We start from the raw sequence: 26,064 nt of genomic DNA, 5'->3' as shown, positions 1-26,064 counted from the left end.
TCGTACTGGCCGGTTTGAATGAGATCCGGCTCCGTACCTTGCCACCACAATCCCTGTCCTCCTGAACTGGTTCATTGAGACAGGGGCCAATGCACCCAGAAGCGCTTGATCTTTCGCCAGATGCCTGCGAGACCTTCAGGCTCCAGGCGGAGAAAGGCCAGGATCACGACGCCGTAGAGAAGCCCTTTGATCTCGTAGATGCGATCGGACAGGAGCGTCGTGAAACGGTCGCCGGCCAGCGAGAACCCGAAGTTCAGCAGCTCCGGCAACAGGAGAATCAGGGCGGTGCCCAGCAGCGCGCCGTGCACGCGGCCCAGACCGCCGACGATCACCATCGCCAGGGCTTCGATGCTGACCAGGATGCTGAAGGTGTCCACGTTGATGTAGCGCGTCTGGAGCGCCACGAGGGCGCCGGCCACACCGGTGTAGAAGGCGCAGACCATGAACGCGAGCAGCTTGTAGCGCATCAGGCTGATGCCCATGGCGCGGGCGGCGATGTCATGGTCGCGGACTGCCAGCCAGGCGCGGCCGATGCGCGAGCGCATGATGTTCAAGGTCAGCAGCACGAACAGCACCACCATGGCCAACGCCACGTAGAAGAATGACAAATCGTTCTTGACGGTGTAGCCCAGCAGAACGAGCGGCTCGACCGCCATGCCTTCGGATCCCCGCGTCAGGCCTTCCGCGAACAGCACCAGGTGCCGCACGATGAAAGTGAAGGCGAGCGTGGTGATGGCCAGGTACAGGCCCTTGAGCCGAAGAGAGGGCACGCCGACCACCAGGCTGGCAATCGCGGCCACCAGGCCCGAGGCGAAGACTGCCAGCCACACAGGCAGGTGGTAGTCGGTCGTGAGAATGGCCTGGGCATAGGCCCCGATCAGGAGAAAGCCCGCATGGGCGAGCGAGATCAGCCCGGTCACGCCCGTCAGGAGGTTCAGGCCCAGGATGCCGATGCCCATGACGAAGATGACCGACAGAATGCTCAGGCCATGTGCGCCGAGCACCATGGGTGCGCAGACCAGCAGCACCAGCCCGGCAAGCGCCCACGCCCAGGTGGATCTGTACGGGCTGAGCGCGACCAGATCGGCATATGAGGTCTTGTAGCTACGTGTACGCATAGTATGGATACCTCAAACTCTTTCGATTTCGCGCTGGCCGAACAAGCCGTAGGGCTTGACCATCAGCACCACCACGATCAGCACGAAGCCGGCGATTTCCTTCAGGCCCCGGCCCAGATAGCCGCCAGCCATGTTCTCCGCCACGCCGATCACCAGCCCGCCGAAGGCGCCGCCCACCACGGAATCCAGGCCGCCCAGGATGGTGGCCGGAAAGCCCCGCAGGCCCATTTGCGAGATCTCGGGCTCCAGCGCGAACATCAGGCAAAAGGCCAGGCCCGCCATCGCCGAGAAGAACGAAGACAAGGCCCAGGCGATGCCGCTGATGCGGTTGACGTTGATGCCCATGAGCAGCGCGGTCGTTTCATTGTTCGAAGTGGCCCGCATGGCAATGCCCACGCGCGAGTGGCGGAAGAAGGCCCACATCAGCAGACACAGCAGCGCCAGAATGCAGAGCGAGAAAATCTGGCTGGGGTAGAGTGCCAGCTCACCCACCCGTATGACTTCATCGCCCAGCAGGCGAGGGTAGGGCTGCGGCTCCACGCCCCAGATCAGAATGACGGCGGAGCGGATGACCACGGCCAGGCCAATGGTCACCATGACGCGGGAGAACATGGGCTCACCCAGCATCGGCCGAATGAAGACCCGCTCGATCACCCACCCCAGCAGCATGGAGATCGGCAGCATCGCGAGGAACACCCCCGTGAAGCCGAGCCCAGGCACCTGGGCCAGGTTGTAGCTGATGTAGGCCGTCATCATCATGACTTCGCCGACCGCGAAGTTCACCATGCCCGTGGCCCGGTACACCATGGCGAATCCCATGGCGATGAGGCCGTAGAGCGAGCCGATCACCAGGCCCGACATCAGGAGGTTCAGGAAATAGTTCATGGAGTGCCCTGTTTCTCTGGACTAGCCGTAGATCTGCGCGATCTCTGCCGCGAATTTCTTCTCGATGACGTTCCGGCGCACCTTCATGGTGGCGGTGAGCTCGCCGTCGTCATGATCCAGCTGCTTGCGCAGGATCACGAACTTGCGGATGTTCTCCACGCGGGAGAAATGCGCGTTCACGTTCTGGACGTCCTTGTCGATGAGTTCGCGCACGGGCTCCAGGGCGGCCAGCGACTCGTACGTGGTGTAGGCGATACCCCGCTCCTGCGCCCACTTGCCGACGGTGTCCAGATCGATCTGGATCAGCGCAGAGAGGAAGTGCCGCCCATCGCCCAGCAGCACGGCTTCGCTGATATAGATGCTGTCTTTCAACGCGTTCTCGATCAAGGTCGGCGTGATGTTCTTGCCGCCGCTGGTGATCAGAATGGCCTTCTTGCGGTCGAGGATCTGGACTTCGCTGGTCTGCGGATCGATCTCCACGATATCGCCCGTGTGCAGCCAGCCCCCTTCCAGTGTTTTTGCGCTGGCGGCCTCGTCGTACAGGTAGCCGTTGAAAACGATCGGCCCGCGCACCAGGAGTTCGCCGTCATCGCCCAGCTTCTGCTCGACCACCTTGGGCAGCGGCGGGCCGCACCAGCCCAGGCGCGCATGGCCGTGGCACTGGGCATGCGTGACGCCGCTGCTTTCGGTCATGCCGTAGATTTGGTAGATGGGCAGTCCCATGGCACGGAAGAACAGGATCACCGCGGGGGAGATGGCGGCGCCGCCGGTCATCGCCATCCAGGTTCTGTCCAATCCGACCGACGCCAGCAGGTTGCTGAATACCAGCCAGCGCAGCAGCTTGGCCATCACGGCATCGCGCCAGTTCACCGGCCGGTCGCCGTTGGCGATGGTGCGCTCGGCGATGGGTTCCGCGATGGCCATCGCCTTCTCGAAACACCGGCGCACCCAGGGCCTGGCTTCGCGCGAGGTGATCATGATCTGCTGCTGCAGCTTCTCCCAAATGCGCGGAACACCGAAGAAAAAGCCCGGGCCGATCTCGCGCAGATTCTGGGTCACCGTGTCGATGGACTCGGCAAAATACACCACGGTGCCATGCACGAGCTGCGCCACGGGAGACATCAACCGCTCGGCCACGTGGCATAGCGGCAGATAGCACACCACCGACATGGAACGGCCGGCGTATTGCTGCACCAGGCCTACCTGGGTGGCGTTGTGGATGATGCCGCGATGGGCAATGCGAGCCCCCTTGGGCATGCCGGTGGTGCCGGAGGTATAGACGATGAGCGCGTCCTGCTCGGGGCTCAGCGCATCGAGCTGCGCTTCGAACGAGGCCACCTGGCCCGGATCGCGCGCCAGGGCGCGGCCGGCGGCCACGGCCTGCTCGAAGGACGAAAGCCCCTCGTGGCTATAGTGGCGCATCCCCTTCATGTCCACGGTCAGCACCTGCCGCATATCCGGCAGGCCTTCGCCGTGCCCCATCGCATCCAGGACCTTGTCGGTCTGCTCCTGATCGCCGCAGACGGCGAACTTGGCTCGGCAATGGCGCACGATGTATTGCAGCTCCGGCCAGGGGTTGGTCGGGTAGATGCCCACCGTGACGCCGCCAAGGGCTTGCGCCGCCAGGTCTGCATAGAACCACTCGGGTGTGCCGTCGGAGGCGATGACCAGCTTGTCGCCCTCTCCGAAACCCTGCGAGCGCAGGTACAGGGCAAAGGCCTGCACTTTCTCGAAGTACTCGCCCCAGGTGATGCCTACCCAGACCCCTCGCACTTTCTCGCGCAGGGCGACGCGGGTGGGCGTCTGGCGGGCGCGGTAGCGCAGCAGGCCTGGCAGGGTGGCTTTCCCTTCGAGCACGCCGGGCGGCAGCTCGCGGTCGGCCAGGTCAGCGTGGTCGCGGCTCATGGCTGACCTCCGTCCTTGGGTTCGGAAAGCCCCAGATAGGCCGCCACCACGGCGGGATGGGCCGAGACCTCAGCGGGCGTGCCGTCGGCAATCTTGCGGCCGAAGTTGAGCACCGCGACGTGGTCCGAAATATCCATGACGATGCCCATGTCGTGTTCGATCATCATCACCGTGATGCCGCGTTCCTCGCGGATATCCAGGATGAACCGCGCGATGTCTTCCGTCTCCTCCTGGTTCATGCCGGAGACCATTTCATCGAGCAGCAGCAGGCGCGGGCGCATGGCCAGCGCGCGGCCCAGCTCCACCCGCTTCTGCAAGCCATAGGAGAGGGTGCCCACGGGCACGTCGCGGATCGTTTCGATCTCCAGGAACTCGACGATCTCCTCGGCGGCTTCGCGCGCGGCGATCTCGGCTTTCCTGGCCGGCCCCCAGAAGAGCGCCGCTCCCAGGATGCCGGTTTTCAGGTGTGCGTGCATCCCGGTGAGGATGTTGTCGATCACCGTCTCGTGCTTGAACACGGCCAGGTTCTGGAACGTCCGGGCCATGCCGCGCCGCGGCATCACATGGGCCGGCATGCCGGTGATGTCCTCGCCGCCGAAGCGGATCTGCCCGGCGCTCGGAGGCAGCAGGCAGGACGCCATGTTGAACAGCGTCGTCTTGCCGGCGCCGTTCGGGCCGATGACGCTGTAGATCTGCCCGGCCATCACGTTCAGGTCGATGCCGGCGAGCGCATCGAGGCCGCCGAAGCGCTTGGAGATGCTGCTGAGCTGGAGCAGCGGCTGCGCCGATGGCGCCGACGGCGTCGTAGTTGGGTTGCTCATGACAGCCACCTCTTGCGGCGCTTGTAGTGCTTGACATCACGCATGCTGCGGCGCTTTTCGCTGCCCGCGCCCATGCCCAGATAGAACTCCTTGACGTCCTCGTTGGCGAGCAGCTTGGCGGGTTCGCCATCGAGCACCACGCGGCCTCGTTCCATGATGTAGCCATAGTCGGCCACGGAAAGTGCCAACTGCGCGTTCTGCTCGACCAGCAGCACGGTCATCTTCTGCTCGTCGCGCAGGCGGCGGATGGCGCTGAATATTTCCGCGATGATCTGCGGCGCCAGGCCCAGGGAGGGCTCGTCCAGCAGGAGCAGGCGGGGGCGTGACATCAGCGCGCGCCCAATCGCTACCATCTGCTGCTGGCCGCCGGAGAGGTAGCCTGAGATGCGCGAGCGATGTTGCTTGACATCGGGGAACAGGGCGAACACCTGGTCTAGCGCCGCGCTGATCTCGCCGAGGGGGCGGGAATAGCCGCCCATGAGCAGGTTTTCTTCCACGGTCAGCTTGTCGAACAGGCGGCGGCCTTCGGGCACCTGCACGATGCCGCGGCGCACGATCTCGTGCGGAGCCAGCCCGGTCAGGGCACTTCCCTCGTACGCGATGCTTCCGCCCAGGATCTCGCCGTCTTCCGGGTAGAGCACGCCGCAGATGGATTTGAGCACCGTGGACTTGCCGGCCCCGTTGCTGCCGAGCAGAGCCACGATCTGCCCGGCGCGCACCTCGAGCGAGGCATCTCGCAAGGCCTCGACGGCGCGGTCGTAGTAGACCTGCAGGTTGGTGATGGTCAGCATGGCGGCGCGGCTATTTCTGGCCGTAATGAGCCGCGAGCTTCTCGCGAACCAGGTTCTTCTGGACCTTGCCCGTGGACGTGCGGGGCAGGGCGTCGGTGACGATGATGGCCTTCGGCGCCTTGTAGGGATCGATCAGCTGCTTGATCTGGCCGATGATCCGCTGCTCGTCCAGGGTGGCGCCGGGCTTGGGCACGACGACCGCGGTGATGGCCTCGCCCCAGTGCGCATGGGGCAAGCCGATCACCACTGCCTCGGCCACATTGTCATCGGCGGCGTAGACGGCCTTTTCCACCTCGATGGAAGCCACATTCTCGCCACCGGACTTGATCACGTCCTTGCGCCGGTCGTCGAACCAGAGAATGCCGTCCGTATCGAAGTGGCCGACGTCGCCGGAGTGGAACCAGCCGTGCGCGAATGCCCGGCTGGTGGCCTCGGGGTCGCGCAGATAGCCGGTCATGGTGTGGATGCCCCGGTAGACGATCTCGCCTTGCTCTCCAGCGGGCAGCAGTTGGCCGCCCTCGTCCATGATGGCGGCCTGCACATTGACCACCGGGGTGCCGACCGCGCCCGAGTGCGACAACTGGTGCTCAGGCCGGAACATGGTGGACGTGGGGCTCATCTCGGTCTGGCCGAACAACAGGTAGAAGTCGCAGTCGAAGACCTCGATGCAGCGCCGCAGCTGCGCATCGGGCATGGGGGCCATGGCATAGCAGGCCCGGCGCAGGCTGGACAGATCCGTGCGCTGGATGGCAGGGTGCTCCAGCATCTGCCGGAACATCATGGGCAGCCCGAAGATCTGCGTGATGCCTTCGGATTCGATCTGATCCAGCAGCTCGCCCGCGTCGAACCCGCGCCGGATGTGCAGCGTGGCGCCCACCATGAGCGCCGAGGTGCAATGGCAGTTGAGCTGGGCGGCGTGGAACATCGGCAGCATGGCCACGAACCGGTCGTCGTTCGTGAAGCGCGCCTCCATGGCCAGCGTCAGCGATTCCAGGTAGATGGCGGTGTGGTTGCCGACCACGCCCTTCGGCGCGGAGGTGGTGCCACTGGTGTAGAGATAGGTGATCGGATCGCGGTCTTCGACAAGGCATTCCGGCTCGGTGGACGGCGCTCCATCGCCAAGCTCCGCGAAGGTGAGCTGGCTCCGGTTCGGCAGATCCACGGTTTCGCTGGCCCCGGTGCCTGGCGCCACGATCACATCGGCCACCTCCGGCACCTGGATGAACGCCGGAGACAGCGCGGAAAGCAGTTGAGCTTCGATGACCAGGCCCCGCGCCCTGGAGTGCTTCAGCACGTAGGTGACTTCCTCGGGCCGCCATCCCAGGTTGATTGGTACGCACACCACACCCAGCTTGGCGCAGGCGTAGTAGGTCACGAGGAACTCGGTGCTGTTGCCCGAAGCGAGAGCCAGCGCATCGCCGCGGCGGTAGCCGCGCACGGCCAGTCCATGCGCCACACGGTTCACCCAGGCGTTCAATTCGCCGTAGCTCAGATGCCGCTCGCCTTCCACCACGGCAATCGCCTTCGGCAGGCGGGCCGCGGTCCGGGTGAGGCTGTCGCCTACGTTGACCCGGTGGATCAGGTTCGAGTGGAGCGCCGCGGTGTCGGCTTGTGCTCCAGAGCGTTCGATGTCGGACATGGATGTCTCCTGTACTTTTTCTATGTGCCGGCGTGACATGAATTGCGGCGGATCGTACGGTTGCAAACCATCGGTGTCAACAGATTTATGAGTCTGACTCAATTTTTATGAAATTGATGGATTAAATGTATTTGCGCATGAGAGAGAAAAGTCCCTGTTAGGGAATACACCAATTTGAGTAATGCTCATTTTTATTGACTTGCGGAGTTTGAGCCTCCTAGAATTCGCTCGCTTCGAGGTGTAACTTTCACCTTGGATCGGTGGCGACTCTGTTCAACGAGAGGAGTTTCAAAGCATGTTCCCTATCGCTAGAAAACTAGCTGTGGCGACCACTTTGGTCGGTATTGCGCTCACTGTCACCGCTACGCAAGCGGCCGACTTCATCATCTCGTCGGGGCTTGCGAAGCCTCATCCGTGGGTCGGCGCTCACATGGAGCCGTTTGCCGATGCGATCGAGGCAGGCTCCAAGGGAGGAGTCAAGTTCACCCGTTTCTATGCTGGTGAACTCACGCAGGCCGGGCGTGAACTCGATGCCCTCACCAGCGGCGCGATTGCGGTGGCCGCTCCCTTGCTGGCGCCCTATCACGAGGGCAGGTTTCCGTTGTCGGACGTGACGCAGTTGCCGACCTACGGCACCGACTCACCGATGGTCACCCGTGCCTTCCAGAAGTTGCTCGATTCCAATGACGTGCTGAAGGACGGCAAGAATTTCTACCAGTACGAGATCGGCAGCAAAGGCATCCGTGCCTGGGCACTTGGGGCGACTTCTCCCTATTCGATCTCGACAGTGAAGAAGGTGCTCAAGGAGCCGGCGGACTTCAAGGGGACTCCGCTACGTGCGGGGTCGGCGCTTCACACCATTGTTCTGGAAAAGCTGGGTGCGACGCCGGTGACGTTGCCGGGGCCGGCGGCTTTCGAGGCAGCTTCGCGCGGAACGATCGAGGGATTGATCATCGCCATCTCGGACTGGCCGTCCTATTCGCTGCAGCAAGTGCTGCGCCACTCGATCGTCGATGTCTCGATTGGCCACTGGGAGAGCTATCTCGCCGTCAGTGACAGCGCTTGGAAGCAACTCTCCGAGCAGCAGCGAACGCTCTTCGACAAGACCGCTCGCGAGATTGCACTGACCAATGCGAAGCAATGGGAAGCGCGCGTGGCCACCGTGCGCGACGAGTCCATCAAGAAGGACAAAGGCTCTTTCGTGTCGGTCAACAGCCTGTCCAAGTCCATGCAGGACCACATCAACAAGGCGGCGGCTGATACCTGGATCACCTGGATCGAGAAGAACGAGGCGAAGGGCCATCCCGCCAGGAAGGCTGCGAAGCTTTACGCCGCATTCATCCAGGCCGAAGGCGGAAAAATGCCGGGCGGCGTGGCGGAGTATCTCGCCAAGTAAATCCCCAGGGGCGCTGCCTTCATCCAGCGCCTGTCCTCTTCTTCGCGCGGAGCTTTTATGTCCAAGGATTGGATCATCTGGGTAGTGACTCTCTGGATCGTGGTCTTTCTGGTGGCCGGGCAGGCCGTCGCCACCTGCCTGCTCGGAGCCGGATTGCTCGGCGTGATGTTGTGGATAGGGCCCAGTGTCCTCAACGGCATCGCCGGCCAGGATGCGTTCTACACCGCTTCCACCTACACGCTGTCGATCATCCCTCTTTATCTGCTCATGGCCCAGCTCCTGCTCAAGGGCGGGGTGATCGTCGATCTGTTCCGCGTGGGGCACCGCATCGCCGGTTACCGGCGCTTCCCGCTCGGCGTCGCGACGCTCATTACCGGAGGCTTGCTGGGCGCGGTCTCGGGATCAGGCACGGCCAGTGCCGCCGCGCTGGCCACGCTGGCGGGTCCTGAGCTCCAGCGCGTCGGCTATACGCGCAGCTTTTCCGTGGCGCTCGCCGCCATTGCCGGCTCCCTTTCCGTGATCATTCCGCCAAGCCTGCTGATCATGATCTATGGCTCCTTGACGGAGATTCCCATCGGCCATCTTTTCATCGGCTCCATCGGACCGGGCGTCCTCTGCATCGGCGTGTACGTCGGCTGCCTCTACTTTTTCGGTGACGTGGTGCCCGGCTCGGTGGACGGGGTGCGTTCGGAGATGGAGGAGCAGGATCCAGCGGCGCTGCGGCGTTCCGTCAGCGCCTTCATCTTCGTGATCGTTCTGATGGCGGTCGTATTCGGCGGCATCTACGGCGGCGTCGTCACGGTCGGCGAAGCTGGTGCGCTCGGTGCGTTTGCGGCTTTCGTCGGAATGATCGCCATGCGCCGGGTCGACATCCACCAGATTGCGCAGGCGCTGATCGATTCCGTCAAGGTGTCGGCCATGCTCCTGATGCTCTTGATCGCGGCGCAGATCTTCTCGCGCTTCATGTCGCTCTCCCGCTTGCCCACCGAGCTGCTTCATCTGGTCGAGCCGCTGGTGGCCAATCCGACGCTGTTGGTGCTCACCCTGATGCTGGGCCTATTCGCGGCGGGCATGTTTCTGGAGGAGGTGACCACCATCGTGCTGGCGGTTCCGATCATCCTGCCCATGGTGCAGGCTGCCCATGTCGATGTGATCTGGTTCGGCGTCATGGCCTGCTTCGTCATCTCGCTGGGGCTGCTGACGCCACCTGTCGGCCTGGTGGCGTTCTCGGCCGCCACGGCGGCGCGAACGCCGGTCGGACCGGTGTTCCGGCCATGCATGGTCTTTTCCTCCATCGCGGCCGTGGTGGTGGTCGCCGTGATGATGATTTTTCCCGGCATTGCCACTTGGCTGCCAAGCCATTTGAATTGAGGCCCGCCATGCGTTTCTGGAAAACTATCTGGGCTTTCGAGTGGGGCCTTGCAGCGATCGGAGCAGGGCTGATGCTGTTCATCATGATGATGGTGACGGTGATCAGCGTGGCCGGCCGCTATTTCCTGCAGATGGACCTGATTCCCGGGGCCTACAACATCGTCGAGCGGATCATCTTTCCCCTGCTCGTTTTCTGGGCGCTGCCGATTGCGCACCGCGAGGGCATGTTTCCGCGGCTGGAGAGTTTTGCCGACGCGTTGCCGCCCCGCCGCCGCGCGTGCCTGTCGGTATTCGTTCTATTGGTCGAAATCGCTGTCTATGCGGCTTTCCTCTGGTACATCGTGCGCTTCGTCTGGGGCAGCATCGAGAGCAACCGCACCATGCAGATCGGCTCCGACTTTCTGCCGCTGTGGCCGGTCCTCGTGATGATGCCGCTGGCTTTCGGCTTGATGCTGCTCGAGATGTGCCGGCTGCTCTATCGCGATATCCGCCGGGCGCTGGGCCTGGAGGCCATCGTCGATCAGGAGGTGACGCAGTACGAGAGCGCCGCGATATGAACAGCCGTGTCCTGAATCCGCTGCCCGGCGCGGCGGTATTCGACCCCACTGCGGTTGAAGCGATCCGTGGCGCGCTGGCGGCGTTCGCGAGCGCGCAGTTGGGCAGTCCCGTCGAGATCGGGCCGCTCCGGCGCTTCACGGTCGGGTTTTCATGGGTGACCTATGGCTTGCGCGCGAAGTGGCTGGAGCAAGGCACGGCGATCGAGCGCGACTTGATTTTGCGCGCCGGGCCGCCGACAGGCATCTTCGGGCCCTACCAGGCCTATCCCGAGTTCGTGACACTCAGGGCATTGACCGGCAGCGCGGTGCCGGTGCCCGGGGTGTATTGGTACAGCGATGACGTGTCAGTGCTGGGCGCGCCGTTCTTCGTCAGCGATCTCGTGCCTGGCGAGGCGCCGATCCCATGGACGCATGATGGGGGGCCGGCGTTTGATGACCGGCGGCGGGTTCTGCTTGGCGGGCAATTTGTCACCGCGCTGGCCGCTCTGCACGCGTTCCGGTGGCAGGACACACCAGTCGCCTCGATCGGTGGGACGAAAGATCCCCGTCGCGCCGCTACGGAACAGGTGGACAACTGGATGGCCAACCTGGCGCGGTGGTCGCCGGACAGGGTACCGATGCTGGAGCTGGCCGCGGCATGGCTGCGCGAGCGGGCGCCGCAGGCTTCGCGGATCTCGATCACGCATGGCGATTACCGGATCGGCAATTTCCTGGAAACGGGTGACCGGATCACCGCGATCCTTGATTGGGAGCTGGTCCGGTTGGGCGACCCCGTGGAAGACCTGGGCTGGGTCTGCCTGCAAGCCTGGCGGGGGCGGTCGTCCTATATGTGCCACTTCTTCGAGCGAGAAGAACTGCGTGACCGGTACAGCGCGCTCACGGGCCATGAAGTCTCGCTGGCTGACATGGCTTATTGGGAGGCCTTCGGCACATTCAAGCTGGCCATCATGCATTACGGCGCCACCAACTGCTTCGCGCGGCGTGGCTTCAGTGATCTCAGGATGGCCGGGATGGGCGCACAGATTCCGCGCCTGTTGCTGCAAGTGGAGTCGGCCATGGAGCGAGCCTCATGAACATTCCGCTGCAACGCATGATCGACGGCATCATCGCCACGATGCGCTCCGATGTGATTCCGCACGTGACCGACTCCTATGCACGGGGACAGGCCATTGGGGTCATCGATATCCTCAACAATCTTGCGCCTCGGGTGGAGTGGGCACAGATGCCGCTGGCCCGGCAGGTCGATGCCAAGCGGGCACTGTTGGCGGAGATCGCCGTGGTTCTGCCCGCGCTGGCTCCTGCGGCCCGGAAGGATTTGCCGCCACCCCATGCCGCCGACGATCTCCTCAGCCTGAAGGCCGAGCTCGACGCTTCCATCGGCGACGCCATCGCTCTTGTCTGGCCGCGGCGGCACGAGGCCGGTTTCGACCGTCTCGCGGCGCTGATCCGGGAGCACCTCCACGAGGAACTGAGCGCCGAGATGAAGATCACCCGCAAGCCGCTATTCGCGGAGATCGCGCGCGGCGGAGCTGAGGCGGGTACCTGATGAGATGACACGGAGAGTGGCTATGGCTTATCACCTGGATCCCCGGATGCCCGCCGCGCAGCAATGCGTCCAGCGCCACATGCTGGAGCACTGGGCGAAGGTGCAGCCCGCAAAGGTCTTTGCGGTCTTTCAGGATGGAGAGACCTGGACCTATGCAGATACGCTGCGCGAGGCCATCACCACCGCCAACGCACTGAAGTCGCTGGGTGTCAGGCAGGGCGATCGCGTGTTGGCCTGGTTGCCCAACAGTGCCGACTGCCTGCGTGTCTGGTTCGGCCTGAATTTTCTTGGCGCGGTGTTCGTACCGGTCAATCTGGCCTATCGCGGCAACCTCCTGCGTCATGCGGTGCAGCTCTCGGAGGCCCGCCTGGGCATTGTTCATGCCGACCTGCATGCGCGGCTGGGCGAGGTGGAACTCGGCCAGTTGGCGGCGATTGTGGTGGTCGGCGGGCAGGCCACCCCGGTCAACGGCCTCAAGGTTCACCCCGCCAGCGCCTTGCAAGCATCCGAGACTGCGCCGCCAACGCTCGAACGCGAGATCGCCCCCTGGGACACGCAGTCGATCATCTTCACATCAGGCACGACCGGACCGTCGAAAGCCGTGATGTCATCCTACGTGCACCTGTATTGCATGTCGAAGTCGGCACCTTTCCTGCGCCCGGACGACCGTTACATGATCAACCTGCCGCTGTTCCATTCGGGTGGCGTCATGCCGGTCACCGCAATGCTGATTCATGGCGGCTCGATCGCGATGGTCGATGTGTTCGACACCCAGACGTTCTGGTCGACGGTGCGCGAGATGGAAATCACCACCGCGATCCTGCTGGGCGTGATGGGGGGCCTGTTGCTCAAGCGTCCCGCCAGCCCGGACGACAGGAACCATACGCTCAGAACCTGTACGTATGTGCCGCTCAACGATACCGCACCGCAGTTTCATGAGCGCTTCGGAACGGAGATTCATACCCATTTCAATATGACCGAGATATCGATGCCGCTCGTAGGGGACCCGAACCCCAGCGAACTCGGCAGCGCCGGCAGGCCGAGGGCTGGCGTGGAGGTCCGGCTGGTTGATGAGAACGACTGCGAGGTTCCGGTGGGCGCGGTGGGCCAGATGGTGGTCCGTACCGACTGCCCATGGGCCCTCAGCCATGGATATGCGGGCGATCCGCAGGCGACCGCCGCTGCCTGGCGCAATGGCTGGTTCCATACGGGGGATGGCTTTCGCAAGGACGCCGAAGGCAATTTTTACTTTGTGGACCGTTTGAAGGATGCGATCCGCAGGCGGGGCGAGAACGTCTCGTCTTTCGAAGTCGAGTCAGAAGTGCTGGCCCATCCGGCCGTACGCGAGGCGGCGGCGATCGCCGTGCGCAGCGAGATCGCCGAGGACGAAGTCATGGCGGTGATCGCGCTCAAGGAGGACGCGCACTTCGACCCGGCGGAACTGATCGAATTCCTGCGGCCGCGCATGGCCCACTTCATGATCCCCCGCTATGTCCGGGTGGTCGATGGGCTGCCGCGCACCCCTACCGCGAAGGTCCAGAAGATCAAGCTGCGCGAAGACGGCATCACGGCCGATACGTGGGACCGGGAAGCCGCGGGCATTCAGGTCAAGCGGGAAAAGATAGGCCGCATGAAGCCATGATTTTCCACCCCTCCACCCATCAATGAAAGAGGCAGATTCATGTTGACTCCCCAGGATGATCTCATTGGGCATCAGACGCCCACGACATTCGACCATGTGGAAAGCAGCGATCCGGCATGGATGGAGCGGCTCTGGTATACCGGCCATCCCATTCCCGGCGGCGACATCATCTTCGATCTCGGCATTGGCTATCACCCCAACCGCAATGTCATGGACGGCTTTGCCGGCGTCACTATCGGGACAAAACAGTACAACCTCCGGCTGTCGCGGCGGCTGCGTCCCGATCCGTTACGCACGCGGATCGGTCCTTTGGAGATCTCGGTGATCGAGGGGTTGCGCAAGCACCGTCTGACGCTTGCTGAAAACGACTCCGGCATCAGGTTCGATCTGGAATACCTGGCCACCATGAACCCCCACGAGGAGGCTCCTCATTTCAGGCGCCGCCATGGCCGTGTCACGGAGAACCTCATGCGTGTCCAGCAGTTCGGAAAGTACAGCGGCTGGATCGAGGTGCATGGCAAGAGGTACGAGGTTTCACCGGATACCTGGCTGGGCCAGAGGGATCATTCCTGGGGCATCCGCGCAGAGATGTGCACCGATGAAACGCGCCCGCCAATGACCCCTTACCCGCCGCTGTTCTGGACCTGGACGACAGTGCAATTTCCGGAATATGGCGTCCAGTGGTATTTCAACGAGCGAGCGCCGGGGAACTTGATCTACCTCACGGGCGAGCAGACCTTGCCCTTGGGCAAGAAGATCGATCGCGGTCTGGCCGTGGATTCCATCTCCCATGAGATCGATTGGATGGATGATCCGCTAGGTCAAACGCTGCGCTCAGGGGTTTTCGAGATCGAGTTCGCCAACGGTACCCGGCGCACGCTTCAGATGCGCGCGCTCCCAGGCCGTTATTTTCTCAAGGGCGGGCTCTATGGCGGGTACAGGGGCTGGGCACAAGGCGACGATAAAGGGCCGCTCTACAGCGAGCACGACCAATGGGATCTGACCGATCCGGAAACACGGCGCCTGGCGCGGACGCTGTCCGACCACGTGATCGAAGTCACTGATGGTGATCAGGTGGGCTACGGCATCATCGAGTATGGCGTGGTGTCTGGTTATCCGAAGTACCAGTCGTTGCAGATGCATCCCGGCATGTAAAGGCAGTTCACTGTGGGTGGGCATGTCCGATGCCGGTGGCGCCTGCAAAGATGATTTGGAAGAGACACTCATGAACAACGATTCAACCGTGCATACAGGCTTTGAGCAAGGGGTTGCCACGATCACGCTGTCGCGGCCCCACGCATTCAATGCGCTCGACTACGCCACCATCGAGGGCCTGCGTCTGGCGATCGGTCAGGCGGTGGCCGAGCCCGGTGTTCGGGCCATCGTATTGCGCGGCGAGGGCCGCTCCTTTTGCGGCGGCGGCGATGTGCTGGCCATGCACGCTCACCGGGACGAGCTGCCGGCGTTCATCAGCCGCATGATCGACAGCTTTCATACCAGTGTGATGGCCCTCAGCCGCGCCAAGGTGCCGGTCATCGCCAGCGTGCAAGGAGCGGTCGCAGGTGGCGGCATTTCGCTGGCGTTGGCGTGCGATCTGGTGCTGGCCACCAGCGGCACGCGTTTCGTGACGGCGTATGCGCAGCTCGGTGCGTCATCCGATGGTGGTTTGAGCTTCTGGCTGACGCGGCGCCTCGGGGCAGCGCGTGCCTTCGAATTGCTCACCCTGCACGGCACGTTCACCGCTTCAGAGGCGCATGAATGGGGGCTCATCAATGGCGTGATCGATGCCGGGAGCGCCGATGCCGAAGCGCAGGAATGGGCGCGCAAGCTGGCGGCGATGGCGCCGCAGGCCGTTGCCGAGTTCAAGCAACTTACGGCGGTGCAGGGCCGGGATGCCCTGCAGGCGCAGCTGGACCGCGAGAAAGCGGCCTTTGTCCGTTGCGCCGGGACCGAGGATTTCGCGCGCAGGGTAGCCGCTTTTGCGTCGCGCAGCCAGGGCGGAGAAAGCAGAGGAGGCCACGCGTGAACGATTGGCAGGTTCAAGCCGCGCTGGCTGGCGGCATCACGCTCGATGCCATGTTCCGCCGCGCCTTCTCGCTGTATGCCGATCGCACGGCGGTCAGCTGGGATGGCGGACGGCGCAGCTATGCCGAGTTGGGTGACCGCGCCTGGCGCCTGGCCAATGCGCTGCATGGGTTGGGCTACCGCAGGGGCGACACGATCGCCGTGCTGTCCGAGACCCGGCCCGAATACATTGAATGCTATGCCGCCATGGCGGCGCTGGGGATCACGGTCGCCACCTTGAACGTACGGCTGCACCCTGCCGAACTCGCGGCCTGCCTGCGCAAGAGCAAGCCCGCCGGCTTGCTGGTGTCGGACACGCTCGCGCCCGCCGCGCAGAAGCTTCAAGCCGAAGCGCCCGGAATCCGGCACTGGATCGCTTTCGGCGAGGCGCCAGGCTTTGATGATTACGAACATCTGCTGAGCGCCAGCCACCCGGCCGATCCGCCTCGCGTGGCACAGGGCGGCGACATTCACAACATCCTCTTTACCAGCGGAACCACCGGGCAGCCCAAGGGCGCATTGATCAGCCAGCAGGCGGCAGCCACGCGTGGGCTGCGGCTGGCCCAGTGGTTCGGACTGACCGAACGCGATGGCTTCATCGGATGGCTGCCGCTGTTTCATTGCGGCGGTGACGAATCGCTCTACGCGACCTTCTGGACCGGCGGCATCTATGCCACCTTCCAGAGGGCTGACGTGGCGCAGATGTTCGAGCTGATCGAGCGTGACCGCTTGTCCTGGACCTTGCTGCTGCCGGGGGTGATCACCAATTTTCTCGATCATCCCGCGCGCGGCGCGCATGACCTGTCGTCGCTGCGCTTTTTCATTGGCTATGCCAACATGATGCCGCAGGTGGTAGCTCGCTTGACCGAAGCTTGCCATACCGATTTCTACGACGCTTTCGGCCAGAGCGAGTCCAGCTACCTGCTCGCGCACAGGCGGTCGGGCCCCGGCGAAATGCCCAGCTTGCGCAAACTGCCGTCGCCTCTGATGGAAGTGCGCATCGTGGACGACGACATGAACGACGTGCCGGTCGGTGTGCCTGGCGAATGCGTGGTACGAGGCCCGACGGTCATGTCCGGCTATCTCGACGATGAAGCAGCCAATGCTGACGTGTTCAAAGGCGGCTGGCTGCACACGGGCGACTTGCTGCGATGGGAGACCGATGGCACGCTGACTTTCGTCGATCGCAAGAAATACCTGATCAAGACTGGCGGGGAGAACGTCTATCCCGCCGAGGTCGAGGCCGTGATCAGCCGGCACCCGGCGATCCAGGAGGCCTGTGTGTTCGGCGTGCCGGATGCGCACTGGGGCGAAACCATCAAAGCCGTGCTGGTGCTGCAAGCCGGCCAGACGGCCACGCGCGAGGAGATTGTGGCCTGGTGCCGCGAGAGGCTCGCCGGCTACAAGCGGCCTCGCTATCTGCAGTTCGTGCGTTCCGAGGAGCTGCCGCGCAGCACGACCGGCAAGCTGCAGCGGCATGAGCTCGCGCGCTTTCCGCTCGGCGAAGACCAGCGCGTCGATTGAGGCCATCTCTTCCCTCCGTTTCTTTTTCCTTTTTTCTTTTGCAAGCATTCTGATGAACACCACCGCTTCCACCATGAACGCCGCACAGCGCTTCTCAGGCCTTTCCGACGATGAGCAGGCCGTTCTTGACCAGGCCGACCGCTTTGCCCGCAGCGAGTTCCATCCTTTGTCCCAGCGCATGGACGATGAGGAGTGGTGGCCATCCGATATCTTCGGGAAAATCGGCGCGAACGGCTACTTCGGCATCCCTGTGCCCTCGGAGCTGGGGGGCGTTGGCATGGATCTGTTCACCAGTGGCCTCGTGTTGCAGGCTTTTTCGCGCTGGAACCACGCGCTGGCCCTGAGCTGGGTGGCGCATGAGAACCTGTGCCTCTACAACATCTTTCGCAATGCCAATGACGACATCCGCCAGCGCTACGTGCCGGGCCTGTGCAGCGGCAAGCTCACAGGCGCCTTGGGCTTGACCGAGCCCGGTGCCGGCTCGGATGCCCTGGGTTCCATGGCCACCACCGCGACGCTGGACGGCGACGCCTACGTGCTGAACGGCAGGAAGATCTTCATTACCAATGGCCCTGTGGCCGACGTGCTGCTCGTCTACGCGAAGACCGACAAGGCACGCGGCGCGAAGGGGATCTCGGCGTTCATCGTCGAAAAGGACATGCCCGGCTTCAGTGTGGCCCAGAAGCTCGTGAAGATGGGGTTCCGCGGCAGCCAGACCGGTGAACTGGTGTTCGACAATTGCCGGGTCCCGGTGAGGAATCTGGTGGGCGGGCTCGACGAGGGGGTCAAGGTCGTGATGAGCGGCCTGGACCTGGAGCGGGCCATGATCGCGCCCATCTGCCTGGGGATCGCCGAGCGCGCGCTCGAACTCTCTCTAGACTACGCCCGTACCCGCGTGCAGTTCGGCAAGCCCATTTCCGATTTCCAGATGATCCGCGCGAAGCTGGCGGACATGTATGTCTGGATCGAGTCCATGCGCCTGTTCACCTACCAGGCGCTTCGTGCGGCCAACGATCTGGAAATCGGTGGAGGCGGGCGCGGCAGCGTGCACAAGATCACGGCGGCGTCGGTCATGTATGCGGCCGAAACCATGAACAAAGTCCTCAACGAGGCGGTTCAGATCCACGGCGGCATGGGCTACATCTGGGAGTCCGAGATCAACCGGCTCTACCGTTCCATCAAGCTGCTTGAGATCGGCGCTGGCACGACGGAGGTGCGCAAGATCATCATCAGCGATGAATTGCTGCGCGGGTGAGGCGCCGCGGCGGGCGCTGCTGGTCAGCGCTCATCCGGAGCCGCGGTCTTTCCACGCGGCGCTCCGGGCGGCGGCGGTCGAGGAACTGGAAGGCCTGGGCTGCGCGGTGCAGGTCTCGGACTTGTACGCCATGCGATTCAAAGCAGTGGTGGAGCATGGTGATTTTCTGGCGCCACGCAGTGAAGGGCCGTTGAATGTGTCTCTTGAGCAGCGCCATGGCTGGAGCAACCGGAGCCTGGCGTCCGACATACAGGCGGAGTTACAGCGCTTGCTGGATGCCGATCTGCTGCTGCTGATGTTTCCCTTGTGGTGGTTCGGCATGCCCGCGATCCTCAAAGGCTGGATCGACCGGGTGTTCGTGTCGGGTCCGGTGTATGGCCGCTCCGCGGTGTTCGAGCGTGGCCGTTTCGCGGGCAAGCGGGCCATCGTCGCCGTCACCACGGGAGCGCCGCCGCAGGCGTTCGGACCCGACTCCCTCAACGGGGACATGCGCGATATTCTGATGCCGCTCCTGAGAGGTGTCCTTGGGTTCACCGGCATGCAGGTCCTGCCGCCCTTCGTGGGCTATCAGGTGCCTTATGCAGGCGATGAAGGGCGTGCCCGGATCCTGGCCGACTGGCGGGCCTATGTCCGAGGCATGGATGAGCTGGCCCCACTGCCCATGCCACGCCTGGCGGATCATCCGGACGCGCTGGGGAGCGGCGTTCAGGCGCGCTGACAGCGCGAGGCGCTCAAGCCCTGCGCAACGCTTCGCTAAGTTTTCAATGAACAGATTTTTATTTTCAATATCTCGTCATTCCCGCGCAGGCGGGAATCCAGTGTCTGCTGGGAGCGCTGTCGCTGGATTCCCGCCTGCGCGGGAATGACGAGAGAAGGCATCCCCGGCGCCAGGTTCAATCCAATCGCCTCGCGCCGCAATGCGGTGAATGCAAGCTCAGTCCGAATGGTCCGATGAGGCCGAAAGCTCATCAGGAGGACATCGTGAACACGCTTTTAGTCCTTACCAGGATATGACCCTTCATATCCCAATGCACGCGACATCTGTAGGCCGCATTGGCGCACGAGATCGATGAAGCGCTCCATGTGGCGGTCGCAGCGTGCGGTGGGACCTGCCATGCCCACAGCCGCGTATAGCTTTCCTTCGCTGTCGAAGATCGGCGCCGAAACCCCGGTCGCGCCTTCGATCGAGCCCGCGCTGCAGACGTAGCCATCGGCCTGGATCTCGCGAAACGCTTGCTGCAATCCTTTGCGGGTGGTGATGGTGAAGGCAGTCACCGCTTCAAGCCGCGTCGTTTCGAGGTAGCGCCGCTGTTGCTCCGGTGTGGCGAAGGCCAGCATCGTCAAGCCGAGCGAGGTCGAGTACAGAGGCCGGTGCGCGCCGACGTTGGCCGAGTAACGCAGCCAACTGCTGGCCTCGATCACATCCACATACACCAGGCGGGTCCAGTTGTCCGCGGGTACACCCACCATCACGGTCTCCTCGCAGGCCTTGTGCAACTGGCTGAGCCAGGGCCGCACGTTGCCTGGAAAGCCGTCCGTGTGCTGGATCAAGGCCGCCAGGCTGTGCGTCTCCTGGCCGAGGCGGTGGTGCCCGCTCTCCGAGATCACGTAGCCGCCCGATTCGAGTGAGCGGAGCAGGCTGAAAAGACTGGTCTTGGGTAGCTGCAGCGCCTCGCTGAGTTGGGCCAGCGAAAGGCCGTCACGGTGCTTGGCCAGGGTGGAGATGACTTGCATGACCCGTAGCGGCGCGCGGGGCGGCGCTGCGCGGTCGTCATCGTCTTCGGAAGAGTGGGTGGACATGGTCTTGGCTGACATCAACGTGAATTATCCGGCGACTCCATCCGCGGCTTGGGACTTACCCGCAGGCCGGTTGACAGCTTCGGCTGTCGATTCCAATAATTCTTATATGGAAATGAATATTCTTATATCAGAACAAACCCGACTCGATCTCATTAAAGCGGAACGCATGGACATCCCGGGCGCGGCATCTGGAGACCGCATCGAGCCGGCATGGGCGCAAGCATGAGCGGGCCTCTGAGCGGCCTGCGCGTGATCGACATGACCGCGGTGCTGATGGGCCCCTATGGCACGCAGTGGCTGGGCGACATGGGGGCCGATGTGATCAAGATCGAGGCGCCGGAGGGCGATGTGGTGCGCGGCATCGGCCCGATGCGCAGCACGGGCATGGGGCCGATCTTCCTGAACACGAACCGCAGCAAGCGCAGCGTGGTGCTGGACGTCAAGTGCCCTGCAGGCCGCGCGGCCCTGCTGCGCCTGGTCAGCGAAGCCGATGTGTTCGTCTACAACGTGCGGCCGCAGGCCATGGCGCGGCTGGGCCTGTCGTACGAAACCCTGGCCGAGACCAATCCGCGCATCATCTATGCCGGGGTGTTCGGCTACGGGCAGGACGGGCCTTATGCGGCCAAGCCGGCCTATGACGACCTGATTCAGGGCGCTTCGACACTTTCAGCGATGTTCGCGCGGGCGAGCGGTGGTGATCCGCAATACGTGCCGGCCGCGATCGTCGACCGCATCACGGGATTGGCTGCCGTGGGGGCCATCCTGGCGGCCGTGTACGAACGGCAGAAAAGCGGCCAGGGCCAGCGCATCGATATTCCCATGTTCGAGACCATGGTGAGTTTCGTGCTGTCCGACCATCTGGGCGGGCGCAGTTTCGAACCGCCGCTCGATGGCGGCGGCTATGCCCGCCTGCTGTCACGCAGCCGGCGGCCCTATCCCACGCTCGACGGCTTCGTCTGCGCGCTGATCTACACCGACAAGCAATGGCGCAGCTTTCTGCGTCTGCTCGGCCGCGAATCCGAGATGGACACCGATCCGCGCCTGGCGAACCTTACCGCCCGCACGGAGCATGTCGATGCACTGTATGCAGAGGTCGGACGCATCATGGCCACGCGCAGCACCGCGGATTGGCTGGCCAGCCTCGATGCGGCCGACATCCCTTCGACCCCGGTGCACACCCTCGATTCGATATTCGACGATCCACATCTGACGGCCACCGGATTCTTCCAGGCGGAAGATCATCCCACGGAAGGGCGCTTGCGTGCCATGCGCCACGCGGCGACCTGGTCGCGCACACAGCCTGCCTCGACCCGGGCGGCGCCTCGCCCTGGGCAGCACAGCGAAGAAGTCCTGCGCGAAGCAGGCTTCAGCGCGGACGAGATCGAAAAGCTGCGCGCCGAAGGCGCGCTGGGTCACTGAAACACTTTCATTGAACCCCTTCAGGAATCGACATGTCTTTTGAACTCACACCCGAACAGCAGGCCATTCGTGAAGCGGTGACACAGTCCTGCGAACCCTTTGGCGAGGACTACTGGTTGGAGCGCGACCGCAGCGGCGAGTTTCCGCATGATTTCTATGCTGCCATGGCCAAGGCCGGCTGGCTCGGAATCGCCATCCCCGAAGCCTATGGCGGCTCCGGGCTTGGCGTGACCGAGGCCGCGCTGATGATGCAGAGCGTCGCCGAGACCGGTGCCTGCATGAGCGGCTGCGCGTCGTTTCACATCAACATCTTCGGACTGATGCCGATCGTGGTGTTCGGCACGGAAGCGCAAAAGCGCCGCTTCCTGCCTCCGATCGTGCAGGGCCAGCTCAAGTCCTGCTTTGGCGTGACCGAGCCCAACACCGGCCTGAATACCACCCAGCTCAAGACGCGGGCGCAAAGGCAGGGGGATCGCTATGTCGTGCACGGCCAGAAGGTCTGGATCTCCACCGCCCAGGTGGCCGACAAGATCCTGCTGCTCGCGCGCACCACGCCGATCGAGGAATGCAAGAGCCACAGCGATGGCCTCTCGCTGTTCTACACCGACCTGGACCGCAGAAAGATCACGGTGAGCCTGATCGACAAGATGGGCCGCAAGGCGATCGACTCGAACGAGCTCTTCATCGACGGACTGGAGATCCCGGTGGAGGACCGGATCGGGGAAGAGGGCAAGGGCTTCAAGTACATCCTGCACGGCATGAACCCCGAGCGGGTACTGCTGGGCGCCGAAGCCATCGGCATCGGCCGTGCCGCGTTGCGCAAGGCGGCCGGCTATGCGAACGAGCGCATCGTGTTCGATCGTCCCATCGGGAAGAACCAGGGCATCCAGCATCCGCTGGCAGCCAATTGGATGGAGCTGGAGGCCGCCAACCTCATGATGCTCAAGGCCGCCTGGCTGTATGACCATGGCCGCGACTGCGGCGCCGAAGCCAATGCCGCCAAGTACCTGGGCGCCGAAGCAGGCTTTCATGCCTGTGAACGGGCGATTCTCACGCACGGCGGGTTCGGGTACGCCAAGGAGTTCCATGTGGAGCGCTACCTGCGCGAAGTGATGATCGCGCGCATCGCACCGGTCAGCCGCGAAATGATTCTTTCCTACATCGCCGAGCGTGTGCTGGGCTTGCCCAAGTCCTATTGAGAGTGTCTTGAGAGTGTGTTGAGAGGGTGTTCAAAGGGCCAGGGCGTTTTCCGCAATCAGAACAACACAAGGAGATCAAGTTGACGACAAATGGAATGCTGCAGGAGAAGGTGGTGGTGGTCACGGGCGCGGGCAACGGCATCGGGCGCGCGATCGCGTTGGCGATGGCCGCGCAGGGTGCCGCAGTGGTGGTCAATGACATTGGAACCGGCCTGACCGGCGACGGCCGGGACGACGCGCCTGGCCAACTGGTGGTGGACGAAATCAAGCGGGCTGGCGGAAGGGCGGTGGCCAGCAACGACAGCGTTGCGGAAGCCAGCGCGGCCGAGCGCATCGTGCAGACTGCGGCAGACCATTTCGGGCGCATAGATTGCGTGGTGAACAACGCGGGCATCCTGCGCGACCGCATCTTCCACAACATGAGCGTGGCGGATTGGGAGGCCGTGATCCAGGTACACCTGCATGGCGCTTTCTACATGAGCCGGGCGGCCGCGCGGCATTTCAAGGAGCAGCAATCGGGCTGCTTCGTGCACATGACTTCGACCTCGGGCCTGGTCGGCAACACGGGACAATCGAATTACTCTGCCGCCAAGCTGGGCATCGTGGCGCTGTCCAAGTCGATCGCCCTGGACATGGAGCGCTTTCACGTGCGCTCCAACTGTATTTCGCCTTTTGCCTGGAGCCGCATGACGAGCTCGGTGCCGACCGACACCCCGGAAAAGGCGGCGCGCGTGGAACGCAACAAGCAGATGACGCCGGAAAAAATCGCGCCGGTCGCCGTGTATCTGGCCAGCGATGCAGCCCGCCATGTGAATGCGCAGGTGTTTGCCGTGCGCAACAACGAGATTTTCCTGATGAGCCAGCCGCGCCCTCTGCGCTCCGTGCACAGGGGTGAAGGCTGGACGCCGGAAACCGTCGCCGAGCATGCCATGCCGGCTCTGCAAGGCAGTTTCGTGGGGGTCGAGCGCTCCAGCGATGTGTTCTGCTGGGATCCGGTATGAACGCGCGCATCATGGAAGCGGCGGATCTGCGCGGCGCAGGGTTGAAGGCGCTGATGGCGCCGGCCAGTGTGGCAGTCGTGGGCGCCTCCTCCGATCCCACGCGCATCGGCGGCCGGCCGATCGACTGGATGCGGCGTGCGGGCTATCAAGGCGCCATTTACCCCATCAATCCGGCGCGCACGGAGGTCCAGGGGCTGCGTTCCTATGATTCGGTGGCTGCGCTGCCGGAAACCCCGGACGCGGCCATCGTCGCCGTGCCAGCTCCCCAGGTATTGGGCACCCTGGACGCCCTTGGCAGCCGGGGCGTGCGCGCAGCAGTGGTGTTCAGCTCCGGCTTCGCCGAGGTGCCGGGCGAGGGCGCGGCCATGCAACAGCAATTGGTGGAGACCGCACGCCACCACGGCATGCGGATCCTGGGGCCGAACTGCCTCGGCCTTTTCAACGCCAATGTGGGTTGGTACGCCAGCTTCACCACGGCATTTGAAAGCGGCTGGCCGCTGCCGGGGCGCATTGGCGTAGTCAGCCAATCAGGGGCGTTCGGCTCGCACCTGGTGTGCCTGGCGCGCGATCGTGGCATGGGTACTCCCCAGTGCGTGACGACGGGCAACCAGGCCGACATCACGGTGGGCGAAATCATCCGCTGGTACGCCGAGGATCCGGAGGTTGATGTGATCGCGGCCTATGTCGAGGGTGTGACCCGGGCCGACGTGTTCGTGGACGCGCTCGCCGCGGCGCGGCGCGCACGCAAGCCAGTGGTCATGCTCAAGGTGGGCCGCAGCGCGGTGGGGCACAAGGCGGCGCAGTCGCATACCGCTTCGGTGGCAGGCGATGATGCTGTGACCGATGCTGTGCTGCGCGAGTTCGGCGTGGCGCGGGTGCGTTCGGTCGATGAGTTGCTGGATGTCGCGTACATGGCGGCGCTCAAGACGTACCCGGCGGGCAACACGCTGGGGGTGGCTACCGTGAGCGGTGGCGTCGGGGTTCTGATCAGCGATATCGCGGAGGACGAGAACCTGGCCATGCCGCCTATGCCGCAGGCCGCGCAGCAGCGGTTGCACGAACTGCTGCCCTACGCTTCGCCGGTCAACCCCGTGGATTGCACGGCCCAGGCACTCAATGATCCCACCTTGGTGCGCAGCTTCACCAGCGCCATGGTGGATGAAGGCGGGTATTCCTCCATCCTCAGTTTTTATGCGCAACTGGCCGGTGTGCCGCCCGTAGCGGACCGGCTGATGGCGGACCTGGCCCGATTGCGGCAGGAGCACCCGGACCGGCTGTTCGTCGTATCCGGCACGATGGCGCTGGAGCGGCGGCGCGCTTATGACGCCGCCGGTCTGGCGGTTCTTGAGGATCCGGTGCGTGCCGCGCGCGCGATCGCCGCCATGGGGCGTTTCGGTGACAATTTCGCGCGCCCGCCGCGGTTCTGGCAACCTGAAGGTGGGCCGGTCACGCTGCCGAAAGGGCCGCTCTCCGAAGCGCAAGCCAAGGCGGTGCTGGCGGACCATGGTGTGGCCATGGCACCTGAGCAGGTCTGCACGACCGCGGAGGATGCCGTCCGGGCTGCACACATGCTGGGCTGGCCCGTGGTGCTGAAAATCATTTCGCCCGATATCGCGCACAAGACCGAGATCGGCGGCGTTCTCATCGGGGTGGGCGATGAGCCCTCCGTGCGAGCCGGCTTCGAGCTGCTTCTGTCGCGGGCGGCGGAGAAGGCGCCGGACGCCCGGGTTGACGGTGTGCTGGTCGCCAAGCAGATGCAAGGCGGCGTCGAGTGCCTCATGGGCATACAGCGCGACCCGGTATTTGGCCCGATCGCTGTGTTCGGGCTTGGCGGCATCTTCGTCGAAGTGATGAACGATGTTGTGCTGCGCCGCTGCCCCTTTGATGAACAGGAAGCCGAGCGCATGGTGTTGTCCATCCGCTCGGCCAGCGTCCTGACGGGGGCGCGCAATCGTCCGCCCGCGGATGTGCCGGCGCTGGCCAGGATGCTGTCGAGCCTGTCCGTGTTCGCGCACCGTGCGGGCGATCAGCTCGAAAGCATTGACTTGAACCCGGTGTTGGCATTGCCGGCGGGCGAGGGTGCTTATGCGCTCGATGCCCTGGTGCAAACACGCTCTTGAGGAGGCTGAGC

At 63.8% G+C, this 26,064-nt stretch carries 23 protein-coding genes; 16 read left to right on the top strand and 7 right to left on the bottom strand.

The features are described 5' to 3' along the window. Positions 1 to 71: 71 nt before the first annotated feature. From WJU18_RS29070 to WJU18_RS29045, 6 genes are read right to left on the bottom strand one after another with little or no spacing between them, the layout of a single operon-like run. The gene (locus tag WJU18_RS29070) at positions 72 to 1,118 is read right to left on the bottom strand and encodes a branched-chain amino acid ABC transporter permease (RefSeq protein ID WP_423457750.1); all 1,047 of its coding nucleotides are present in this window, start codon (positions 1,116 to 1,118) and stop codon (positions 72 to 74) included. A 12-nt stretch (positions 1,119 to 1,130) separates the two neighbouring features. Next, positions 1,131 to 2,003 (bottom strand): branched-chain amino acid ABC transporter permease, encoded by an 873-nt coding sequence (locus WJU18_RS29065; protein ID WP_423457748.1) that lies wholly within the window; start codon positions 2,001 to 2,003, stop codon positions 1,131 to 1,133. 21 nt (positions 2,004 to 2,024) lie between these two features. Beyond that, a complete protein-coding gene (locus WJU18_RS29060) occupies positions 2,025 to 3,908 on the bottom strand; it encodes an AMP-dependent synthetase/ligase (protein WP_423457746.1) in 1,884 nt (627 codons plus the stop codon). Beyond that, on the bottom strand, positions 3,905 to 4,729 hold the full coding sequence (locus WJU18_RS29055) for an ABC transporter ATP-binding protein (RefSeq protein ID WP_423457744.1): 825 nt from the start codon (positions 4,727 to 4,729) through the stop codon (positions 3,905 to 3,907). The genes WJU18_RS29060 and WJU18_RS29055 overlap by 4 nt, the downstream gene beginning before the upstream one ends. Beyond that, positions 4,726 to 5,520 carry an ABC transporter ATP-binding protein gene (locus WJU18_RS29050; protein ID WP_423457742.1) on the bottom strand — a complete coding sequence of 265 codons (795 nt, stop codon included), beginning with the start codon at positions 5,518 to 5,520 and terminating at the stop codon, positions 4,726 to 4,728. Before WJU18_RS29050 ends, WJU18_RS29055 begins: the two co-directional genes overlap by 4 nt. 10 nt (positions 5,521 to 5,530) lie before the next feature. After that, complete coding sequence (locus WJU18_RS29045; RefSeq protein ID WP_423457740.1) at positions 5,531 to 7,159, bottom strand: AMP-binding protein; 1,629 nt, start codon at positions 7,157 to 7,159, stop codon at positions 5,531 to 5,533. 295 nt (positions 7,160 to 7,454) lie between these two features. Between WJU18_RS29045 and WJU18_RS29040 the strand changes: the two genes are divergently transcribed. From WJU18_RS29040 to WJU18_RS28990, 11 genes are all read left to right on the top strand, one after another. Then, positions 7,455 to 8,555, top strand: a complete 1,101-nt coding sequence (locus WJU18_RS29040) for a hypothetical protein (protein ID WP_423457739.1) — start codon at positions 7,455 to 7,457, stop codon at positions 8,553 to 8,555. Positions 8,556 to 8,612: 57 nt separating this feature from the next. After that, positions 8,613 to 9,926, top strand: a complete 1,314-nt coding sequence (locus WJU18_RS29035; RefSeq protein ID WP_423457738.1) for a TRAP transporter large permease — start codon at positions 8,613 to 8,615, stop codon at positions 9,924 to 9,926. A gap of 8 nt (positions 9,927 to 9,934) precedes the next feature. Further along, a complete protein-coding gene (locus WJU18_RS29030) occupies positions 9,935 to 10,483 on the top strand; it encodes a TRAP transporter small permease (RefSeq protein WP_423457736.1) in 549 nt (182 codons plus the stop codon). After that, the gene (locus WJU18_RS29025; RefSeq protein WP_423457734.1) at positions 10,480 to 11,556 is read left to right on the top strand and encodes a phosphotransferase family protein; all 1,077 of its coding nucleotides are present in this window, start codon (positions 10,480 to 10,482) and stop codon (positions 11,554 to 11,556) included. Before WJU18_RS29030 ends, WJU18_RS29025 begins: the two co-directional genes overlap by 4 nt. Beyond that, positions 11,553 to 12,029 carry a hypothetical protein gene (locus tag WJU18_RS29020; RefSeq protein WP_423457732.1) on the top strand — a complete coding sequence of 159 codons (477 nt, stop codon included), beginning with the start codon at positions 11,553 to 11,555 and terminating at the stop codon, positions 12,027 to 12,029. Before WJU18_RS29025 ends, WJU18_RS29020 begins: the two co-directional genes overlap by 4 nt. 22 nt (positions 12,030 to 12,051) lie before the next feature. Further along, the gene (locus tag WJU18_RS29015; protein WP_423457730.1) at positions 12,052 to 13,671 is read left to right on the top strand and encodes an AMP-binding protein; all 1,620 of its coding nucleotides are present in this window, start codon (positions 12,052 to 12,054) and stop codon (positions 13,669 to 13,671) included. A 39-nt stretch (positions 13,672 to 13,710) separates the two neighbouring features. Next, on the top strand, positions 13,711 to 14,826 hold the full coding sequence (locus tag WJU18_RS29010; protein ID WP_423457728.1) for a hypothetical protein: 1,116 nt from the start codon (positions 13,711 to 13,713) through the stop codon (positions 14,824 to 14,826). 70 nt (positions 14,827 to 14,896) lie between these two features. Next, positions 14,897 to 15,697, top strand: a complete 801-nt coding sequence (locus tag WJU18_RS29005; protein ID WP_423457726.1) for an enoyl-CoA hydratase/isomerase family protein — start codon at positions 14,897 to 14,899, stop codon at positions 15,695 to 15,697. Beyond that, positions 15,694 to 17,259, top strand: a complete 1,566-nt coding sequence (locus tag WJU18_RS29000; protein WP_423457724.1) for a class I adenylate-forming enzyme family protein — start codon at positions 15,694 to 15,696, stop codon at positions 17,257 to 17,259. The genes WJU18_RS29005 and WJU18_RS29000 overlap by 4 nt, the downstream gene beginning before the upstream one ends. Positions 17,260 to 17,311: 52 nt before the next feature. Then, on the top strand, positions 17,312 to 18,514 hold the full coding sequence (locus WJU18_RS28995) for an acyl-CoA dehydrogenase family protein (RefSeq protein WP_423457722.1): 1,203 nt from the start codon (positions 17,312 to 17,314) through the stop codon (positions 18,512 to 18,514). After that, positions 18,495 to 19,232 (top strand): NAD(P)H-dependent oxidoreductase, encoded by a 738-nt coding sequence (locus WJU18_RS28990; RefSeq protein WP_423457720.1) that lies wholly within the window; start codon positions 18,495 to 18,497, stop codon positions 19,230 to 19,232. Before WJU18_RS28995 ends, WJU18_RS28990 begins: the two co-directional genes overlap by 20 nt. Positions 19,233 to 19,507: 275 nt before the next feature. Here WJU18_RS28990 and WJU18_RS28985 read toward each other — a convergent pair whose 3' ends face one another. Next, entirely contained in the window at positions 19,508 to 20,314 is an 807-nt protein-coding gene (locus WJU18_RS28985; RefSeq protein WP_423457718.1) for an IclR family transcriptional regulator, read from the bottom strand. A gap of 4 nt (positions 20,315 to 20,318) precedes the next feature. Between WJU18_RS28985 and WJU18_RS28980 the strand changes: the two genes are divergently transcribed. From WJU18_RS28980 to WJU18_RS28960, 5 genes are all read left to right on the top strand, one after another. Beyond that, complete coding sequence (locus WJU18_RS28980; RefSeq protein ID WP_423457716.1) at positions 20,319 to 20,540, top strand: hypothetical protein; 222 nt, start codon at positions 20,319 to 20,321, stop codon at positions 20,538 to 20,540. After that, positions 20,537 to 21,733: a CaiB/BaiF CoA transferase family protein gene (locus WJU18_RS28975; protein WP_423457714.1), complete on the top strand. Its 1,197-nt coding sequence runs from the start codon at positions 20,537 to 20,539 to the stop codon at positions 21,731 to 21,733. Before WJU18_RS28980 ends, WJU18_RS28975 begins: the two co-directional genes overlap by 4 nt. Before the next feature lie 32 nt (positions 21,734 to 21,765). After that, positions 21,766 to 22,932: an acyl-CoA dehydrogenase family protein gene (locus WJU18_RS28970; protein ID WP_423457712.1), complete on the top strand. Its 1,167-nt coding sequence runs from the start codon at positions 21,766 to 21,768 to the stop codon at positions 22,930 to 22,932. A 95-nt stretch (positions 22,933 to 23,027) separates the two neighbouring features. Continuing rightward, positions 23,028 to 23,933, top strand: coding sequence for an SDR family NAD(P)-dependent oxidoreductase (locus tag WJU18_RS28965; protein WP_423461122.1), 906 nt, complete (start codon positions 23,028 to 23,030; stop codon positions 23,931 to 23,933). Next, positions 23,930 to 26,053, top strand: a complete 2,124-nt coding sequence (locus WJU18_RS28960) for an acetate--CoA ligase family protein (RefSeq protein ID WP_423457710.1) — start codon at positions 23,930 to 23,932, stop codon at positions 26,051 to 26,053. The genes WJU18_RS28965 and WJU18_RS28960 overlap by 4 nt, the downstream gene beginning before the upstream one ends. The last annotated feature ends 11 nt before the right edge of the window (positions 26,054 to 26,064 follow it).

This window comes from Ottowia sp. VDI28, assembly GCF_049532675.1.
GTDB lineage: Bacteria > Pseudomonadota > Gammaproteobacteria > Burkholderiales > Burkholderiaceae_C > Ottowia.
This window is presented reverse-complemented; position numbering and strand designations above follow the sequence as displayed.

Bases quoted from the DNA above. Each gene is read 5' to 3' on its own strand.
- WJU18_RS29070 (WP_423457750.1), bottom strand. From the start codon at position 1,118: ATGCGTACACGTAGCTACAAGACCTCATATGCCGATCTGGTCGCGCTC.
- WJU18_RS29065 (WP_423457748.1), bottom strand. From the start codon at position 2,003: ATGAACTATTTCCTGAACCTCCTGATGTCGGGCCTGGTGATCGGCTCG.
- WJU18_RS29060 (WP_423457746.1), bottom strand. From the start codon at position 3,908: ATGAGCCGCGACCACGCTGACCTGGCCGACCGCGAGCTGCCGCCCGGC.
- WJU18_RS29055 (WP_423457744.1), bottom strand. From the start codon at position 4,729: ATGAGCAACCCAACTACGACGCCGTCGGCGCCATCGGCGCAGCCGCTG.
- WJU18_RS29050 (WP_423457742.1), bottom strand. From the start codon at position 5,520: ATGCTGACCATCACCAACCTGCAGGTCTACTACGACCGCGCCGTCGAG.
- WJU18_RS29045 (WP_423457740.1), bottom strand. From the start codon at position 7,159: ATGTCCGACATCGAACGCTCTGGAGCACAAGCCGACACCGCGGCGCTC.
- WJU18_RS29040 (WP_423457739.1), top strand. From the start codon at position 7,455: ATGTTCCCTATCGCTAGAAAACTAGCTGTGGCGACCACTTTGGTCGGT.
- WJU18_RS29035 (WP_423457738.1), top strand. From the start codon at position 8,613: ATGTCCAAGGATTGGATCATCTGGGTAGTGACTCTCTGGATCGTGGTC.
- WJU18_RS29030 (WP_423457736.1), top strand. From the start codon at position 9,935: ATGCGTTTCTGGAAAACTATCTGGGCTTTCGAGTGGGGCCTTGCAGCG.
- WJU18_RS29025 (WP_423457734.1), top strand. From the start codon at position 10,480: ATGAACAGCCGTGTCCTGAATCCGCTGCCCGGCGCGGCGGTATTCGAC.
- WJU18_RS29020 (WP_423457732.1), top strand. From the start codon at position 11,553: ATGAACATTCCGCTGCAACGCATGATCGACGGCATCATCGCCACGATG.
- WJU18_RS29015 (WP_423457730.1), top strand. From the start codon at position 12,052: ATGGCTTATCACCTGGATCCCCGGATGCCCGCCGCGCAGCAATGCGTC.
- WJU18_RS29010 (WP_423457728.1), top strand. From the start codon at position 13,711: ATGTTGACTCCCCAGGATGATCTCATTGGGCATCAGACGCCCACGACA.
- WJU18_RS29005 (WP_423457726.1), top strand. From the start codon at position 14,897: ATGAACAACGATTCAACCGTGCATACAGGCTTTGAGCAAGGGGTTGCC.
- WJU18_RS28995 (WP_423457722.1), top strand. From the start codon at position 17,312: ATGAACACCACCGCTTCCACCATGAACGCCGCACAGCGCTTCTCAGGC.
- WJU18_RS28990 (WP_423457720.1), top strand. From the start codon at position 18,495: ATGAATTGCTGCGCGGGTGAGGCGCCGCGGCGGGCGCTGCTGGTCAGC.
- WJU18_RS28985 (WP_423457718.1), bottom strand. From the start codon at position 20,314: ATGTCCACCCACTCTTCCGAAGACGATGACGACCGCGCAGCGCCGCCC.
- WJU18_RS28975 (WP_423457714.1), top strand. From the start codon at position 20,537: ATGAGCGGGCCTCTGAGCGGCCTGCGCGTGATCGACATGACCGCGGTG.
- WJU18_RS28970 (WP_423457712.1), top strand. From the start codon at position 21,766: ATGTCTTTTGAACTCACACCCGAACAGCAGGCCATTCGTGAAGCGGTG.
- WJU18_RS28965 (WP_423461122.1), top strand. From the start codon at position 23,028: ATGCTGCAGGAGAAGGTGGTGGTGGTCACGGGCGCGGGCAACGGCATC.
- WJU18_RS28960 (WP_423457710.1), top strand. From the start codon at position 23,930: ATGAACGCGCGCATCATGGAAGCGGCGGATCTGCGCGGCGCAGGGTTG.